Here is a 16,955-nt window from a genome sequence, read left to right on the forward strand (position 1 = left end):
CCGCGGCGCGACTGGCGGCCAACGCGGGATCTATCGGTGCCGTGGCAGGTGCGGCGAAGCTGCGGTACGCCATGGGCGAAGCCCCGACGGCCGCAATGGCGCGGCTAACGTCGCTATTTCTCTCTGCTACCATCGCGCGTTCCCCGAATCCAATTCCATTGGTCAAATATGATCGTAGGCAAGGTATTCGCGCGAGAGTAGTAAAAGTTTATCGGCGAGACTAGCGGGTAACGACTTCTTCTGCCGCCATGGCAGACAAAAGGATCAAAGCCGCGTTATAGTAATCATTGGCCGAATCGACGGTGGGCGGTGGGTTCAGCGGCGGCTGGCCCAGGCCGCTCCGCAAGATATCGGCAATTGCCAGCATTCCGGGCGTCATCGGATACGGGGCAACTTCGCCCGTCTCCAGGTTGATCCATGCCGGCACGCGATCTGCAGGATACCCGGACCAGAACCGGTCGATCGCCACCATCGCCGTCCGGTTCGGCAGCCCTGCCCACGCGTTCCAAAGCGGCACCCGGACCGCGTCAAAGGAGAAGCGCGGCGGCCATCCCGGAGACGTGGCAAGCGCCCCGGAGGAGGCGATCCGCAGCCAGTCCGGCGGCAGCTTCCAGGTGCCAAACCGGCCTCGATCAATGAGGGTGCGCCCGTCACGGACCAGCACCTCCCATTCATCCGACGGCACCAGGGCAGCAAGCTCGGCGATGAGAGGAAAGGCGTAGTAAGAGAGATTGACCGTCAGCGCGTCCTTCGCCTCAAAGCCCTGCAGGCCGGGAAGCAGTACCGTGTAAGGACCGATTCGGCGAACCAGCAGCCGCAGGATATCGCGCGCGATGCCCGCCGCGGCCTCCAACCTGTCGGATTGGCCCCATGACCGGCCGGCGCGGGCCAAGGCTGAAGCGATGAATATGTCGCCATCGGTCGCATTGTTCCGATCCCCCGCCTGCCGCTTGGCACCGGGAACGAAACGCCAAGCGTGCAGCGCGTCAGAAGGCCGAGCGAGGTTCCCCGAGGTCCACTTGGCAATCTGCGTGAAGGTAGCCTCGTCTTGAGCTGCGACGGCGAACAGCATGCCCCAGCCCTGCCCCTCGCTGTGCGACACGCCGCCATTGCCGGTGTCGATGACGCGGCCATCCGGGGAGACGAAGCGGCGCTTGAAGCTCTCCCATTCAGCGACCGGGAATGCAGGCGCCGCCCTCGCGCCCCGGACGGCACAGTCCACGGCGGGACCGCCCGCAAGGCCGGCAAGAAGAATGCGACGCCGCAGCATCATGTGGCGCGGCACACGGGCGCCGGCTCGCGGCGAAGCTTCATGCCTTCGCGAGCGATGGGCAATCCTAAGCCTTCGTTGGCCTTAGCGCAGCCAACTGCCATCACGAAAAACCGGGCGGAATGGCTCGATCGACGACTCTTGGAACAGGCCCACATCGACATAGGGGTCGGCTTGGGCAAACGCCTCCGCAGCCTCCCGGTCGGCCACGTCGATGATCAGGATCGATCCGTTCTGCTTGCCTTGGGCGTCCAACAGCGCGCCCCCATAGACGATCTTGTCGAGGACGCGTTCGAGATAATCCAGGTGCCGCGGCCTCTCGGACAGCCGAAGCTCGAGACTCGCGGGCTTGTCATGACGGGTTACGACGAAATACATGGCGATACCTCCCACGCCGACCTTGCGGAACCCGGTGCATCCCGGGGGACCCCCGCGCTTATGCAAATGACCATGACGCCGGTCCTAACTCATTACATGTGGCACCGAGGGTGACTCGATCGTCGTGTCGTTGAATGAAGCCGATTCCCGGAAGAACGCAAGTACCTCCACAAGGGGCATGGGCTGGCTGAAGAGATATCCCTGCGCCTCGGTGCACCCTGCTTCACGGACGCGCAACAATTGGTCATGCGTCTCGACCCCTTCCGCGGTCGTCGTGATTCCCAGCCGGTTAGCGAGGGTTACAATCGACATCACAATGGCGGCGCAGTCCTCGCGCGTGCCCATTTCGCAGACGAAGGACCGGTCTATTTTGATCTTGTCGAAGGGGAAGCGCCGCAAATAGCTCAGCGACGAATAGCCCGTACCGAAATCATCCAGTGCGACGCGCACCCCAAGCTCTCGAAGCCGCAGCAAGGTATTCAGCGTCGACGTGTTGTTCTCAAGCAGGGTGCTTTCGGTGATCTCCAATTCCAGCCGGTAAGGCGGAAGACCGGACGCCGCCAGAGCCTCGGATACCAGGGCCACGATATCGGCGTGCTGAAACTGCACCGGCGAAAGATTTATCGCAATCTTCACGTCGGACGGCATGAGCAGGGCATCCTCGCACGCCTGCCGGATGACCCAGGCGCCGATGCGGCTGATCATGCCCGTCTCCTCCGCGATGCGCACGAACTGCAGCGGCGAGACGATCCCCCGCTGCGGGTGGATCCAGCGGAGCAATGCTTCGAAACCGCTGATCTTGTTTGACTGCAAGTCGTATAAGGGTTGATAGAAAACTTCGAACTCGTGGCGATCAAGGGCAGCCGCAAGGTCCTTTTCGATCGAGAGCCGCGCACGCAGCTGCCGCTCCATGTCCGCCTCGAAGACGCGATACACGCCCCGACCGGCGGCTTTCGCCTGGTACAGCGCCATATCGGCATTCTTCATCAGCGTGTCGGTGTCGGCATGTCCCGTCTCGTCGATCGCGATGCCCACGCTCGCACCGATCGAAACCATGTTCCCATCCAGGGTGTACGGCGAACTCAGCTCCATGATGACCCGCTGTGCGACGATCTCTGCCGCCCTACGCGGGTCAGGCGAGACAAAAGCGATCGCGAATTCGTCGCCGCCAAGCCGCGCGACGATCGCATCGCTGCGAACGCAGGTCATCAAACGGCGCCCTGCATTGATCAGAAGCTTGTCGCCGACCGGATGGCCGAGCGTGTCGTTCACTTGCTTGAAGCGATCGAGATCCAGGCACAGGAGCGATAGCGCCGATTCGTGGTAGCCCAGCCTGCTGATCATCTCGTTAAGGCGGGCATAAAACAGGACCCGATTGGGCAGACTGGTCAGCGCATCGTGATGCGCAGCAAACCTCACCCTCTCTTCGGCGCGGTGACGTTCGGTAACGTCCTCATACGTTGCCAGCCACCCGCCGTCGGCGATTGGACGCTGCACCACGGAGACCGCCAGTCCATCGCGGCCCGCGATCAGAAAACTGCCCGACTGCCTTGCATCCGCGAGCCCCTTTTGCTTGACCAGCAGTTCCTCGACGGCCTCCCGCGGGAGCTGCCCTGCGCTGCAGATCGCCATCAGCGCTTCCTGGATCGGCGCCCCGACGGCAAACATCTTGTCGCCCTGGTCAAGCTGGAACAAATCAAAGAAGCGCCGATTGACGATGATGAGCCGCTGATTGGCGTCCGTCATCAGCAGGCCCTGCGACATGTTGTTGAGGGCAGCGTCAAACAAGACATTTTGGATGTTGAGCGCCCTGTCGCGTTCCATCAGCGCCATGTTTTGCTCATGCAGCGCATGCATCGCGGCCTGCACGCGCTCGTTCGCCGTGGCAAGGTCGGACAGGGCATGCTTGAGGTCCGTGATATCGGTGCGGATGCCGACGATCATGCCATCGGGCGTCCTCCGCTCCGTGATCAAAGCCCATCGTCCGTCCGGCAACTCGCGTTCCAGCGGGCCGTCATTGTTGAGGTGCCAGGACACCGTCTCTTGGACAAACGCCGCAAGATCCTCGCCCACCTGGGGATACTGACCGACCTTTGCGCCCTCACGGATGATGTCCTCGAACTTGGCGCCCGGATAGATGAACGCGCGGCTTCGGTCGTATATCCGCCGGAACTGCTCATTGCAGGTTACCAGCCTGTCCTCGCTGTCCCACATGACGAACCCGTCGGACATCGTCTCGATGGCCGTGTCCAGCATCGAGCGCGCCTTGTCACGCTCCGCGTCCGCTCGGCCTCTCTGGCGATGGGCCATATCCAGCGTCACCGCCAAGCCGCAGATCAGAAGCGCGAAGCAGCCCGTGAAAATGGCGACGCGATCGCGGTCTCGCATCCAGTCCGACAAGGCCTCGTTCAAGTCGAGCGTCACGTAGATCAGCACGTCCTCGTACAAGCTGGGCCGGGCGATCCCAAGCGTCGGATGGCCTGCGACAGCCACGGGCACTTCGAAAGGCTGACCGCTCCGCTGGCTGGGACCGACGGTCAGCGGCTGGCGTTTCCCGATCTGCAATTCGTTGTAAGGCTGGCTGACGATCAGTTCCCCCTCGTTCCTGACCAGTGAAACCCGCAGCCCCGGCGTGCCGCCCACGGCGGCCAACTGGCTCGAGATCAGAGGCAAGGGAACCTCGGCGGCGATGGCGATCTGTCCGAGACTGGGAATGTCGACCTGCCGGACAATGAAGATCACCCAGTCCCCCGTTACCGGGTTCCGTATGGGCCCCAACACTGCGGCGGCACCCCGGTGGACCGCGTGCTCCATCGGCGCAAGCGAGAGGGGAAAGCGACGATTCCACGAATCCGGGCGTGCCGACGCCCAGATCGACCCGTCGGGGTTCAGCACCATGATGTCGCGGAAAGCGAACGTCTGAAAGTTGAGACCCCGCAGAAGCCGGGTCACCACCTTCGGTTCCAGGGGCTCGTTGCCGGTATCGGCGGCGGCCAGCAGGGCGGGCACGCTGGCAAGCGCGCCGTCCACTTGCAGAAATAGGTGATTGACGACGCTTTCCACGATCAGCGAGGACTGTCGCAGGTTGTTTTCTGCCGCACGAAGCGCCGTCTGGTGATTGTGTTTGGTGAGGAACCAAGCGCCTGATGCAAGTATTATCAAAATCAATGCAACGCAATTTGCGACAATTATCGTGAATCGCTTCGGATCGGTCGCGGACCGCGTGTACAAAATCTGATACTTAGCCGGAGGTGCCTTCTTCTTCAAAAAAAGACCTCTGCGCATGGGATCCTGGGTCATCAGCGGGGCTTTGTTGAACTCTCTGGGTCATTACCACGCATTAAAAGGTACTTCTCCAAAAAATTCTCCTTTAACGCGAAAAAAACCATGGACCACGCGCCTTGGGTTGCGCTACGCGGGGGACGGATCACCGAGATTGCTGGCAGGAGCCATGCCAATGAGCAGTACAATTGAGACGACATTCGCAGAGCAGGACGAGGACGTGAATTCCGAGATCGTCGTCCGACCGCCCAACCTGCAAGATGTCGAGGGTCTCGCTTCCCTGTTTTCGGAAATGCAGCGGCACTATCAGCGGCCGGTCCCCTACGCGCAAGCGCTGGCGGCGGCGCGGATAGCATGTCAGCCACCGGTTGCGGCGTTCGACCCGCGTGTCCTGCTGGCGACGCTGGACGGCGTCGTTGTCGGCTCGATTGTCATGAATGTAAGCTTCCCAGCCTACGAACTGACCCAGTCACTGTACATACGCGACCTTTACGTTGCCGCAAGTGCCAGGCGCGCCGGCGTGGGTCGGATGCTGGTGAATGCGGCGGCCCGCTATACTTACGCGAACGGCTTCTCCGCGCTCGACTGGACGACCGATGCCGAGAACGTCGGGGCAAGGGCCATGTACGAATCATGTGGCGCCCGGCTGCTGTCGCGGATCTACTATCGTCTCGCACGTGAGGACATGGTCGCGTAAGCATCTGACCGCAGACGCCCATTTCCAGTTTACGGCGCTGGCTGGGGAATCCCGACGGCGAGAACGATACCGCTAGACACCAGGGCCAACGCAACCAGTTGGTGGATCGTAAGGGCGTCTCCCAAAAAGATGGCGGAGGCGCCTACCCCGACGACCGGCGTCAGCAGCGTCCCCATCGCCGCTGCCAATGCTGACAGCCTCCCCTTCGCAATGAACCAGGTGAGGTAGCACAGTCCCATCGATACCAGGGCCGTGTATCCCAAGGTCGCCCAGCCGGGCACACTCAGGCGGCTGAAATCAGGATGCTCCGTCGCGAACCCAAGGACTGCCAAAGGCACGCTGCCGAGACCGACCTGCCAAGCCGTCAAAGCCAGCGGAGTCAGCGAGAGCGGATGGGCTTTCCCCGAGACCGTACCAAGCGCGAATAGGAAAGCGGCCAGTAATGCGAGCGCGATGCCCGGGCCTTCCCGACCGCTGAATGCCATGCTCTCGGGCCCGCAGAGAACGAGCACCCCGCAAATGCCGAGGAAGATCGCACCCATCTGCCGTGGCGTGGGCCGCTGCGCCAGAATTGGCCACGCGAGCAGACAAACCCAGATGGGCATCGTATAGGCAAGTGTTGCGGCCTGGCCGGCGCGCAGCCACTGCAGCGATGCGGTCGTCCCGCCCATCCAGACGGTGACGTTCAGCACGGCGCCCCAAGCCAGATGGGGCAACTCCCTGCGCGTAACCCTCACGCCCTCCCGGCGGAGGAGCGCCACCGCGAAGAGGACGACCGATGCCACCAACCCGGTTACGCCGCGGGCCGACAATGGAGGGAAAGTTTCGATCAGAACCTTTGTGGCCGGCCAGTTCAAACCCCAGCCGATCGCCGTCAGTACGACGCATGCCGCTCCGGTGAGCTTACCCGCGGCGGGCCCATCCAAGACGACCCTGTCACGCGCGCAACGCTGGCGCGTCGTAAACATCAGCGCCCCCTGATGCCATCCCCGCCGCTTCATAAAGCGCCCTTGTTGCCAACGTCACCACCCTCTTATTATGACATGCGGGTCTTTCTCCTTGCAAATTGTAACGCGCCCTTTCCTGCGGCGCCGCCACGCCAAGTTGCTTTGTGCAAACCCTTTGACTTATGTTAAGGTGACGGATGCCGGACTTCGCTTGGGCAGTCATACACAATATTTGGAAGTCTACCCGCCTTATGAACTCGCGCAGCGTTGCTTGCCAGCACCGGCATTGGTACAGCCTCCTCACATTCGCAACCATTGTCCTGGCAGTAGCAATCGCCCGCGGCGCAGAACCATCCGACCAGACGACGCATCTCAGGGTCGTGGGGGGACTGGCCAACGTAACCCAATTCACAAAGTTCGAACGACCCTTCTGGCAGACCGAAGTCCCGAAGCTGACGCAAGGCCGAATTACTGCCGATATCTATCCGTTCGACCAAAGCGGCTTCGCCGGTCCCGAGATGCTTCAGTTGATGCGGTTGGGCGTCGTCTCCTTTGGCACGGCGCTCCTCGCACAAGTGGCAGCCGACGAGCCGGAACTCAACGTCGTCGACTTGCCGACCTTGAATCCGGACATGAAGACGCTGCGCAAGACGGTCAGCGCCTACCGTTCGCACATCGCCGATATCCTTGCGCGTCGCTATGGCGTCGAACTCCTGGCAATCTATGCTTATCCGGCGCAGGTTCTTTTCTGCACGTCGAAGTTTCAAACGCTTCACGACCTCGCCGGCCGCAAGGTCCGCACCTCCTCCGTGGGACAATCCGAGATGATGGAAGCCCTTGGAGCCGTTCCGATACAAATACCGTTTGCAAAAATCGTGGACTCGTTCCGCCGCGGCGTCGTGGACTGCGCGATAACCGGAACCCGGAGCGGCGCCGAAATCGGCTTGCCCGAAGTGACCTCGTACATCTCCCCGCTTGCCATCAGCTGGGGGCTGTCGTTTTTCGGCGCAAACCGAGACGCTTGGCACCAGTTGCCGGCAGACGTCCGAAAAGAGCTGCGCGCGGGCATACAGCACCTCGAGGCCGCGATCTGGGACGCTGCGGACCGGGAGACCTCGGTCGGACTGGCTTGTGATATCGGAAGTGCGGAGTGCGATAGCGAAAAGACGTACCACATGACGCTCGTCCCGGTCGATCCGGCCGATCAGAGCGACCGCCGGCAATTCCTCATAAAGACCATCCTGCCACAGTGGATCCAGCGATGCGGCCAGGATTGCGTCGATGCCTGGAACAGCACCCTCGCGCGCCAATTCGATATCCAGCTTCCTTCCGTGCAAGCCGACGACCATTGAACCCGGGGAGCGTGCCGAGGCAGCGCACTTGATGGCACCTGGCTGCCGCGGGCAAGCAGCCCCGGGACTGCCGGCCTGCCGCGCCACGCCATCCGCGGGATAGCCCGCGCGGAACTGCCGAACGGCCTTTCGTCGCCGGACGCAGACAGCACGGTATCGATCACCATAGCGCAGCCGGCCGTGTCGCCGGCGAAACGCAGGATCCGACCCGGCAACGCCGATTGCCTGGTCATGCATGCAGGACGGGGCAAAATCAGTGTGGCATTTGCCCTCGTAGCCCCTTAGATACCCTTCAGAGTCAAGAAGCTGGGGCAATAATGGCATCCGAAATTAGTCATTGGACCCTTCGACGCAGCATCTTCGCGAGTTTCGCAGCCGTCCTGGTTATGATGCTGGTGATGTCTGCCGTCGTATTTTTCTCGTTGCGAAGAATACAAATGGAGACGCAGGAAGTCGCCGCTGACTCGCTTCCGAGCGTCAATGGCAGCTTCGAGATCATGAATGCGTGGCTTGCGGACTACAGCCTCGTGCAGCAAGCCCTTGCGGAAATGGGCGGCACCGGCGCCGATCGCTTCATCTCCCAAATTCAGGCTAACCAGACGAAACTGGATGCTTTGATCGGCAAATACGAGTCGCTGGTCAACAGCAAGCAGGAAAGCTCTTTCTTCAACGCCATCAAGGCCGCCAGGGCGCCATACGTTCAGGCGGAAAACGGAATCCTGGCACAGCTTGCCACCGGACACGCTCCCGAATCCGTCACCAGCTTGCGCCACCCGCTCGAAACGGCCCTCGATAATGGCAGGACCGCCATACATCGGCTCATCGACTATGACCGAGACGATGCGTCCGTTGCGATATCACAAATATTCTCCGCGTTGTACGCCTCCGAAATCAGTATCCTGGCGAGCATCGCCCTCGGCCTGGCGGTGGCGCTCCTGTGCGGCCACCTGCTCATGCGCTCCATTCGCGGCCCATTAGGACAACTGAGTGCGGCGCTGAGCAGCTCCGGCGTCCAGGTCCGGAGCTCCGTGACCGAGATCGCCGCCTCGGCGAAGGAGCATCAGGCGACCGCCACTGAAATCGCCGCGACCACGGCCGAGATCGGTGCGACCTCAAAAGAGATTTCCGCCACGTCCCGCGAGCTGGTCAAGACGATGAACGAGGTCGCGGAAGTGGCGGAGCAGTCCGCGAGCCTGGCCGTCAACGGACAGACGGGCCTGACCCATATGGAAGAGACGATGCGCCGGGTCACGGACGCCGCCGGATCCATCAGTGCGAAACTCGCGATCCTGAATGAGAAGACGAGCAATATCAGCCAGGTCGTTACGACGATTACGAAAGTCGCGGACCAGACGAACCTGCTGTCGCTGAATGCCGCGATTGAAGCCGAGAAGGCCGGCGAACACGGAAAGGGCTTCGGCGTGGTGGCGGTGGAAATTCGCCGCCTGGCGGACCAGACCGCCGTCGCAACAACCGAGATAGGACAGACCGTCAAGGAAATTCAGTCGGCAGTCTCGACGAGCGTGATGGGCATGGACCGGTTCGCCGAAGAAGTACGCCGCGGCATGCAGGAAGTGCAGCAGGTGAGCGAAAGCCTGACGCAGATCATCCAATATGTCCAAGCGTTGGCGCCCAGGGCGGACTCGGTGAACGAGGGGATGCAAGCCCAAGCCACGGGTGCGGAACAGATCACCCAGGCGCTCAACCAACTCAGCGAAGCGGCACAGCAGACCGTTGACTCCCTGCAACAGTCCAGCATCGCGGTGGATACCCTGAATCAAGTGGTCACCAACCTTTCGGGGGGCGTACTCCGCCTCGAAAAGATGATCTGAGCGGACCGTCCATGCTGTTCCTTGTATTTCGCCTGGATAACGACCGATACGCGATCGACGCGAGGGCGATCATCGAGATCCTTCCGCTCGTTCGGCTTGCGCATGTACCGCACGCACCTGCCGGCGTTGCGGGCCTGCTCAATCTCCACGGCCAGCCCGTGCCCGTGATCGACCTGGCCCTGCTCCTGCTCGGCAGGCCTTATCGTCCCCTGATGAGCACGCGCATCCTTCTGGTCTGCCTGGCGCCCCGTCCGATCGACGGACAGGAGATCGGCCTCCCCGCACGGGACCGTCCACTCGCACTGATCGCCGAAAACGCGACGGACGTCATGCGCCGCGACCCCGCGAGCTTCGTCGATCCCGGCATACGCAGCGAAAACGCGTCCTTTCTCGGACCCGTGGCGCAGGACCGGGAGGGACCGGTCAGGCGGATCGCCGTGGAAGGCCTGCTTACGCCGGCTATTCGGAGCGCGCTGTATCAAGATGAAGCCCACCCATGACGGACATCGCCGCCTTCGTGGAATTGCTGCATGACGCGATCGGACTGGACTCGGCGTCCATCGGCACGTCAGCCATCGAACGTGCCGTGAAGGGCCAGCGATTGGCAAACCGGATGGCCGACTTAACAACCTATTTGGACCATGTGCGGAATTCGCCGGCTGCATTGCAGACATTGGTCGAGTCCGTGGTCGTCCCCGAAACTTGGTTCTTTCGCGACCGGGAAGCGTTCATGGCGCTCGGTCGAATCGCCCAGGAAAAATGGCTGCGCCTCCGGCCCGAACAGCCGCTCCGCCTCCTCAGCGTGCCTTGCTCCACGGGCGAGGAACCGTTCTCGATGGCGATGTCCCTGCTGGATGCAGGGCTGGCCCCAGGGCAGTTCGAGATCGATGCGGTCGACGTCAGCTTGAGCGCATTGCGCGCGGCTGAGCGCGGTGTCTACGGCCGCAATTCCTTTCGCGGGGATTACCATGCGTTCCGCGAGCGGCACTTCGTCGAGACGCCGTCCGGCGCGCAACTGAACATGACCGTCCGGCGCTTGGTCCGTTTCCGGCAGGGCAACCTGACCGCGCCCGGCTTCCTCGCTGGTTTCCAACCGTACGACATCATTTTCTGTCGCAATTTGATGATCTATTTCGACCGCGACGCCCAAGTCCGCAGTATCGACGTCCTCCGCGGCTTGCTGGCGGACGATGGATTGATTTTCGTCGGTCCATCGGAAACGGCGCTTCTGATGGATCATGGTTTCACCTCGATACGCGTTCCCTTGACCTTTGGATTCCGCAAGTCGGCGGCTCCGACGGCAGGCCGATCAGGTCCCGCCGTGTCCAAATTGCCGCCGGTCCGCCTGCCGCCTCCCGCAAGGAGATCCCCCTCCCCACCCTCCGCCAGCGCGCGTCCGCCCTCGCACCGTCCTTCGTCCGGCTCCTCCCAGGCCCCTCCGACGCTCCAAAGCGCAGTCCAACTCGCTGACCAGGGTCGGCTGACGGAAGCCGCCGCGATCTGCCAGGCCCATGTCGACCGATACGGCGCCTCGTCCGACTCCTGTTATCTCACCGGGCTGATCAGCGATGCCCTGGGCGACCAGGCGGAGGCGGAGCGCCAGTACCGGCGGGCGATCTACCTCGACGGAAACCACCAGGAGGCGCTTGCCCATCTGGCGCTGCTGCTCGAAAGCCGCGGCGACCTGCCGGGAGCGCGGCTCATGCGCTCCCGCGCCGCACGCGTGAATGTCCGCTGAGATGGACTGCTGGAACCGCATCGGTGTCCTTGGCGACAAGTCGTGCGGGGAACTATCCGTCTACGATCATTGTCGGGATTGTCCCACTTATCGCAGCGAGGCTGTTCGACTGCTCGACGCCCTGACCTCCGACGAGAGGCTCGACGAAGAAACGTCGCGGCTTGCCCGGGAAAAGCCGCCCGCAGACCGCGCCGGCGAGACGCTGGTGATATTCCGCCTGGGCGGCACCTGGCTGGCGCTCTCGTGCGCTGTCGTCCAGGAGGTCGTCGGATCAAGGGCAATCCATTCGATACCTTACCGGCGCAACGGGATGGTCCTGGGATTGGCCAATATCGGCGGCGAACTGGTCGCCTGCCTCTCTCTTCAGGCAATACTCGACCTTCAGGAGCCGCCCGGCGCCGCCGGCGTCCAACCGGACAAGGCGAATCCCCGTATCCTGGTCACGCAGCAGGACGGCGGAACGCGCTTGGCCTACCCGGTCGATGAGGTCTTTGGCATTGCCCGCCTGCATCCTGACGATTACGTGCCGCCACCACCACTCATCACCAAGGCGGCGAACAGCTTCACCAAGGCCGTATTGAGCTGGCAGGGCAACCCTGTCAGCCTGCTCGACGCATTGTCGTTGACGGCCGCAGCCAATCGGAGCCTGGCATCAGCGACCGCGATCTAAGTGCTTTGTCGATGGCGGAACTCTTCCGCCTGGAGGCGGAGAGCCAGACGCAAGCGCTGGCCGGCAGCCTGCTGGCACTCGAGCGCGAGCCAAGGGCATCCCACGATCTGGAAGTCTGCATGCGCGCGGCCCATTCCCTGAAGGGGGCCGCCCGTCTCGTCGGCATGCAACCGGCCGTGGATGTTGCGCATGCAATGGAAGATTGTTTCGTTGCTGCCCAGCGACAATTGATCACGTTGGACGCCGATCGGATTGACGTCCTGCTCCACGGGGTCGAGTTGCTGAGCCGTATGGCAAGTGCGCCGCTCGATGCACCGAACGAGGCGCTTGACGCGGAAGCGGCTTCGCTCGTTGCGGCACTCGGGGACCGTTTCGGATCGGCAATACCTGCTTCGGCTGCCGCGACGGCCTCCGCAGTCCGAAGGGACCCTGACATACCGTCCTTGCCGGCCGTTCCGGCCATGGAACCTGCTTCTCCGGTCCCCCCGCGGTCCGCCGAAAGCATGCCGGTAAGCCCGAAGCCGGTCGGCGCGGAGGCGCATGCCAAGGCGCCGCCCATGCTTCAGCCAGGCGGAAAAGAGGCTGCACCCGAACGCCAACGGGTCGTGCGCGTGACGGCCGAGAACTTCAACCGCTTGCTTGGACTTGCGGGCGAGTCTCTTGTCGAGTCACGCTGGCTCAAACCATATCTCGGCACGCTGCACCGTCTAAGGCCCCTGCACGACGCGCTTGCCGCGAGAATTGAAACGCTGCGCAATTCAACAGCCGCGACAGCGTCTACGGCCCCCGTCGAGGCGCTCTACGCCGATATCCTGTCGGCGCTGGCGGAATGCCGAAGCGTGCTGGCCAGCCGCTTCGAGGCCCTGGAAGCCTTCGACAACCGCTCGACCAATTTGGCGACGCGGCTTTACAACGAGGTGCTCGCCTGCCGTATGCGCCCCTTCGCGGACGGCGTTACCGCCTTCCCGCAAATGGTTCGGAACCTGGCCCGCAGTCTTGGCAAAGAGGCGCGGCTGGAGCTGGTGGGGTCGCGCACGCAGGTCGATCGAGACGTGCTCGAAGCGCTCGAGGCGCCGCTTGGCCACTTGTTGCGGAACGCCGTCGACCACGGCATCGAACCGCCGGCCGAACGGCTGGAGGCGGGCAAGTCCAGGGAAGGTGTCGTGCGGTTGGAAGCCGCCCACAATGCCGGAATGCTGCAGATTTTGGTTTCCGACGATGGGAACGGGGTCAACCTCGACCAGCTTCGCGCCGCCGTCATCGCGCGCAACCTGGCGCCGGCTGCCGTCGCGGCGGCGATGACCGATGCGGAGTTGCTGGAATTCCTGTTCCTGCCCGGCTTCAGCATGAAGCCGGAAGTGACGGAGATTTCCGGGCGCGGCGTCGGTCTGGACGCGGTACGCAACATGGTGCTCCAGATCCGCGGCTCGATCCGTGTCACATCGCAACAAGGGTGCGGTACCCATTTCGAGTTGCGCCTGCCGCTCACGCTCTCCGTCATCCGCACGCTGCAGGCTCTGGTTGGAGCCGAGGCTTACGCCTTTCCCCTCGCCCGGATCGTCCGCGCGCTCAGGCTTCCCCAGGCTGAGATCATATCGATCGAAGGCCGACCCCATTTCCGCGATGGAGGGAGGCTCGTCGGCTTGATCGACGCGACCCAACTGCTTGGTGGCCAGCCGTCGCCGTCGGAGCAAGGCGTCATATCGGTCATCATGGTTGAGGATTCCGGCACCGTGCACGGACTGATCGTCGAACGGTTCCTGGGCGAACGCGAGACCGTCGTGCAGCCCCTCGATCGCCGCTTTGGCAAGATCGCCAATATCATGGCCGGCGGCCTCATGGAGGACGGCTCGCCCGTGCTTATCGTCGATATTGCGGATATCGTACAATCGGTGGAAAGATTGGTTGCGAAAGGTACGCTGGCGGCCGCACCGCCTCGCCCGTCGGCCATTGCCGACAATGCGCATAAGCGGGTGCTCGTCGTGGACGATTCGCTCACGGTGCGGGAGCTGGAGCGCAAACTCCTCGACCAGGCCGGCTACCAGGTGGAAACGGCGGTAGACGGCATGGAAGGGTGGAATGTCTTGCGCTCCGGTCGATTTGACATGGTCATCACCGATGTCGATATGCCGCGACTGGGAGGGATCGAGCTTGTGCGCATGATCAAGCAAGACCCGCATCTGCAATCGCTGCCGGTGATGATCGTCTCCTATAAGGACGACGAGACCGACCGTCGCCGTGGCCTGGAGGCAGGCGCGGACTACTATCTTCCCAAGGCCAGCTTCCATGACGAGACGCTGTTGCGGGCAGTCGTGGATCTCATCGGTGAACCGCTCTCATGAAGATCGGGATCGTCAACGACATGCCGATCGCCGTCGAGGCGCTTCGGCGTGTCCTTGCGCTGGAGTCCGCTTATGAGGTCGTTTGGGTGGCGCGGAACGGACAGGAGGCTGTGCAGGCCTGCGCGTGTCGCCTCCCCGACCTCGTCCTCATGGACTTGATAATGCCGGTAATGGACGGGGTGGAAGCCACCAGGCAGATCATGATGCGGACCCCGTGTCCGATCCTGATCGTCACCTCGGGCGTGGGGGCCAACGCCTGGCGCACCTTCGAAGCCATGGGTCATGGTGCCCTCGACGCCGTGGACACGCCGAACCTGACGGGCCCGGACAAGCAGCAGAACGGCTCGGCCTTGCTGGCGAAAATCGAGACGATCGGCCGGTTGATCGGCGAGCCGGCCAGCCTGCGCGGCAAAAAGCCTGACCCTCGGCAAAACGCCGGCGGCGGCGACATGCTGCTGGGGATCGGTGCCTCGGCGGGTGGGCCTGCGGCGCTGGCAACGATCCTGTCGGCCCTTGCCCCCGACTTCCCGGGGGCGGTCGTGATCGTCCAGCATGTCGATGAACAATTCGCACCCGGCATGGCGGAATGGCTGAACCAGACGTCCCGCATCCCGGTTCGCATCGCTCGGGAGGGCGACCGTCCGACCCGGGGCGTCGCACTGATGGCTGGAACAAATAACCACTTGCGGTTAAATAGCTTAGGGCGTTTGGGCTATACACCGGAGCCGGTCAGCTATGTCTACCGCCCCTCGGTGGACGTGCTGTTCCAGAGCATCGCGCGATATTGGACCGGGCACGCCGTGGGCGTCCTGCTGACCGGCATGGGACGCGACGGGGCGGCGGGATTGAAAGCGATGCGAAACAAAGGTTTCTACACGATCGCCCAGGATGATAAGAGTAGCGCCGTCTATGGGATGCCCAAAGCAGCGGCCGCCATCGGCGCGGCGACGGAGATATTGGGCCTCGACCAAATTGCGGTCCGACTTACCGACCTTTTCAATAGGGCCAAGGAGCAATGAAGGCATTGTCGGCCACACAGTTCAAGACCGATCAAATCCTCTCAAGCCAGTATTTGTGCATGGTGCTGCTGGTGGACGACCAGCCCATGATCGGAGAAGCCATCCGGCGCGCCCTGAGCGGCCAGTCCGACATCGACTTTCATTATTGCCAGGACCCAAGCCGAGCTGTCGACCTCGCCGACAAGCTCCGGCCGACGGTCATCCTGCAGGACCTCGTGATGCCGGGCGTCGACGGCCTGGCCCTTGTCCAGCAATACCGCGACCAGGCGGGCACCCGTGAAATTCCCGTCATCGTCCTGTCAACAAAGGAGGATCCGGGGATCAAGAGCGCTGCGTTCACCGCAGGCGCGAATGACTACCTGGTCAAGGTGCCCGACAAGATCGAGCTCATCGCCCGTATCCGCTATCACTCCCGGGCCTACATCCACCGCCTGCAGCGCGATGCCGCGTATGAGGCATTGCGCGAAAGCCAGCAGCAGCTCGTGCTGAAAAACCTGGAGCTTTCCCGGCTGATCAACGTCGACGGGCTGACGGGTCTGAACAACCGGCGCTATCTTGACGAATTTGCGGAAATTGAATGGAAGCGGTCAATCCGAGAGGGGACCGGCATCTCCATCCTGATGATCGACGTTGATAATTTCAAGCATTACAATGATACCTACGGGCACTTGGCCGGCGATGACATCCTACGGCGCGTCGGCCAGGTCATGAAGCGATGCGCGGAGCGTCCTGCCGATATCGTTGCACGATTCGGCGGCGAGGAGTTCGTTGCGATCCTGCCGAATTCATCCCCCGATGCGCCCCAGGCGTTTGGAAGGAAACTGTGCGCGGCGGTCGAAGGCCTTGCCATTCCGCATGCCAACGTCGAGCCGGCGGTCGTCACCGTCAGTGTCGGCGCCGTATTCCGCACGCCGAAATCCGACGATTCCTTGAAGTCGGCCATCGATGCGGCCGATGCGGCTTTGTACAAGTCGAAGCGGGCCGGCCGGAACCGGGTGATCGTTTCCGAATAGGCTTCAGGTGGCAGGTCCTCTGCGGTCTGCACATCACCCGAACGCAAAAATGCCAGGCCCCCGGAGTTCGGCGGACCCGGCACGCGCCGATGGAGAAGGCTGCCGAGGAAGCGGGACGCGACCACCTGCCCGGATGGCAATTCAGAAATCGATGCTGGTGGACAGCAGGAAGGTGCGCGGCATGCCCAGCGACAGGCCGTAGGTCGGGTTGGCAGCGGCCCAGTAGCTGGTATTCGCGATGTTGATGATGTTGCCCCGCACCGTAATGGGCTTGCCGCGCACCCGGAACGTGTAGCGTGCCCCGACGTCAAAGCGGACCCAGCCGGGAATCTGCTGCGTGTTGGCGTTGTCGTAGTATTGGCTGCTGGTGTAGATCGCGCGTCCGGACAAGGTCAGGCCCGGGACGAATGGCGTA

13 protein-coding genes and 1 pseudogene are annotated in these 16,955 nt (G+C 62.7%); 9 read left to right on the forward strand and 5 right to left on the reverse strand.

What is annotated here, in order from left to right; genetic code table 11:
• Positions 1-220 precede the first annotated feature (220 nt).
• The 3 genes from VHB27_RS01335 to VHB27_RS01345 form a co-directional block, all read right to left on the reverse strand.
• On the reverse strand, positions 221-1,273 hold the full coding sequence (locus tag VHB27_RS01335; RefSeq protein WP_325596920.1) for a glycosyl hydrolase family 8: 1,053 nt from the start codon (positions 1,271-1,273) through the stop codon (positions 221-223).
• 81 nt (positions 1,274-1,354) lie between these two features.
• A complete protein-coding gene (locus tag VHB27_RS01340) occupies positions 1,355-1,648 on the reverse strand; it encodes a YciI family protein (protein WP_325596922.1) in 294 nt (97 codons plus the stop codon).
• An 84-nt stretch (positions 1,649-1,732) separates the two neighbouring features.
• On the reverse strand, positions 1,733-4,948 hold the full coding sequence (locus VHB27_RS01345) for a bifunctional diguanylate cyclase/phosphodiesterase (protein ID WP_325596924.1): 3,216 nt from the start codon (positions 4,946-4,948) through the stop codon (positions 1,733-1,735).
• 157 nt (positions 4,949-5,105) lie between these two features.
• Between VHB27_RS01345 and VHB27_RS01350 the strand changes: the two genes are divergently transcribed.
• A complete protein-coding gene (locus VHB27_RS01350; RefSeq protein WP_325596926.1) occupies positions 5,106-5,627 on the forward strand; it encodes a GNAT family N-acetyltransferase in 522 nt (173 codons plus the stop codon).
• A 29-nt stretch (positions 5,628-5,656) separates the two neighbouring features.
• Here the strand turns inward: VHB27_RS01350 and VHB27_RS01355 are convergent, their stop codons facing one another.
• Entirely contained in the window at positions 5,657-6,595 is a 939-nt protein-coding gene (locus VHB27_RS01355; RefSeq protein WP_325596928.1) for a DMT family transporter, read from the reverse strand.
• A 230-nt stretch (positions 6,596-6,825) separates the two neighbouring features.
• Between VHB27_RS01355 and VHB27_RS01360 the strand changes: the two genes are divergently transcribed.
• From VHB27_RS01360 to VHB27_RS01395, 8 genes are all read left to right on the forward strand, one after another.
• Positions 6,826-7,926, forward strand: coding sequence for a TRAP transporter substrate-binding protein (locus VHB27_RS01360; RefSeq protein ID WP_325596930.1), 1,101 nt, complete (start codon positions 6,826-6,828; stop codon positions 7,924-7,926).
• Positions 7,927-8,243: 317 nt separating this feature from the next.
• Entirely contained in the window at positions 8,244-9,758 is a 1,515-nt protein-coding gene (locus tag VHB27_RS01365; protein ID WP_325596932.1) for a HAMP domain-containing methyl-accepting chemotaxis protein, read from the forward strand.
• Positions 9,759-9,769: 11 nt separating this feature from the next.
• On the forward strand, positions 9,770-10,258 hold the full coding sequence (locus VHB27_RS01370; protein WP_325596934.1) for a chemotaxis protein CheW: 489 nt from the start codon (positions 9,770-9,772) through the stop codon (positions 10,256-10,258).
• A 23-nt stretch (positions 10,259-10,281) separates the two neighbouring features.
• Complete coding sequence (locus VHB27_RS01375) at positions 10,282-11,496, forward strand: protein-glutamate O-methyltransferase CheR (RefSeq protein ID WP_325596936.1); 1,215 nt, start codon at positions 10,282-10,284, stop codon at positions 11,494-11,496.
• Positions 11,486-12,166, forward strand: a complete 681-nt coding sequence (locus VHB27_RS01380) for a chemotaxis protein CheW (protein WP_325596938.1) — start codon at positions 11,486-11,488, stop codon at positions 12,164-12,166. Before VHB27_RS01375 ends, VHB27_RS01380 begins: the two co-directional genes overlap by 11 nt.
• Before the next feature lie 11 nt (positions 12,167-12,177).
• The gene (locus VHB27_RS01385; RefSeq protein ID WP_325596940.1) at positions 12,178-14,508 is read left to right on the forward strand and encodes a hybrid sensor histidine kinase/response regulator; all 2,331 of its coding nucleotides are present in this window, start codon (positions 12,178-12,180) and stop codon (positions 14,506-14,508) included.
• On the forward strand, positions 14,505-15,527 hold the full coding sequence (locus VHB27_RS01390) for a chemotaxis response regulator protein-glutamate methylesterase (RefSeq protein ID WP_325596942.1): 1,023 nt from the start codon (positions 14,505-14,507) through the stop codon (positions 15,525-15,527). The genes VHB27_RS01385 and VHB27_RS01390 overlap by 4 nt, the downstream gene beginning before the upstream one ends.
• A gap of 5 nt (positions 15,528-15,532) precedes the next feature.
• A complete protein-coding gene (locus VHB27_RS01395; RefSeq protein ID WP_325596944.1) occupies positions 15,533-16,540 on the forward strand; it encodes a GGDEF domain-containing response regulator in 1,008 nt (335 codons plus the stop codon).
• A gap of 141 nt (positions 16,541-16,681) precedes the next feature.
• Here VHB27_RS01395 and VHB27_RS01400 read toward each other — a convergent pair.
• A pseudogene (locus tag VHB27_RS01400) lies at positions 16,682-16,955 on the reverse strand (TonB-dependent siderophore receptor); the annotation flags it as partial.

The sequence above is a fragment of the Rhodopila sp. genome, from assembly GCF_035548235.1.
Taxonomy (GTDB): domain Bacteria; phylum Pseudomonadota; class Alphaproteobacteria; order Acetobacterales; family Acetobacteraceae; genus Rhodopila.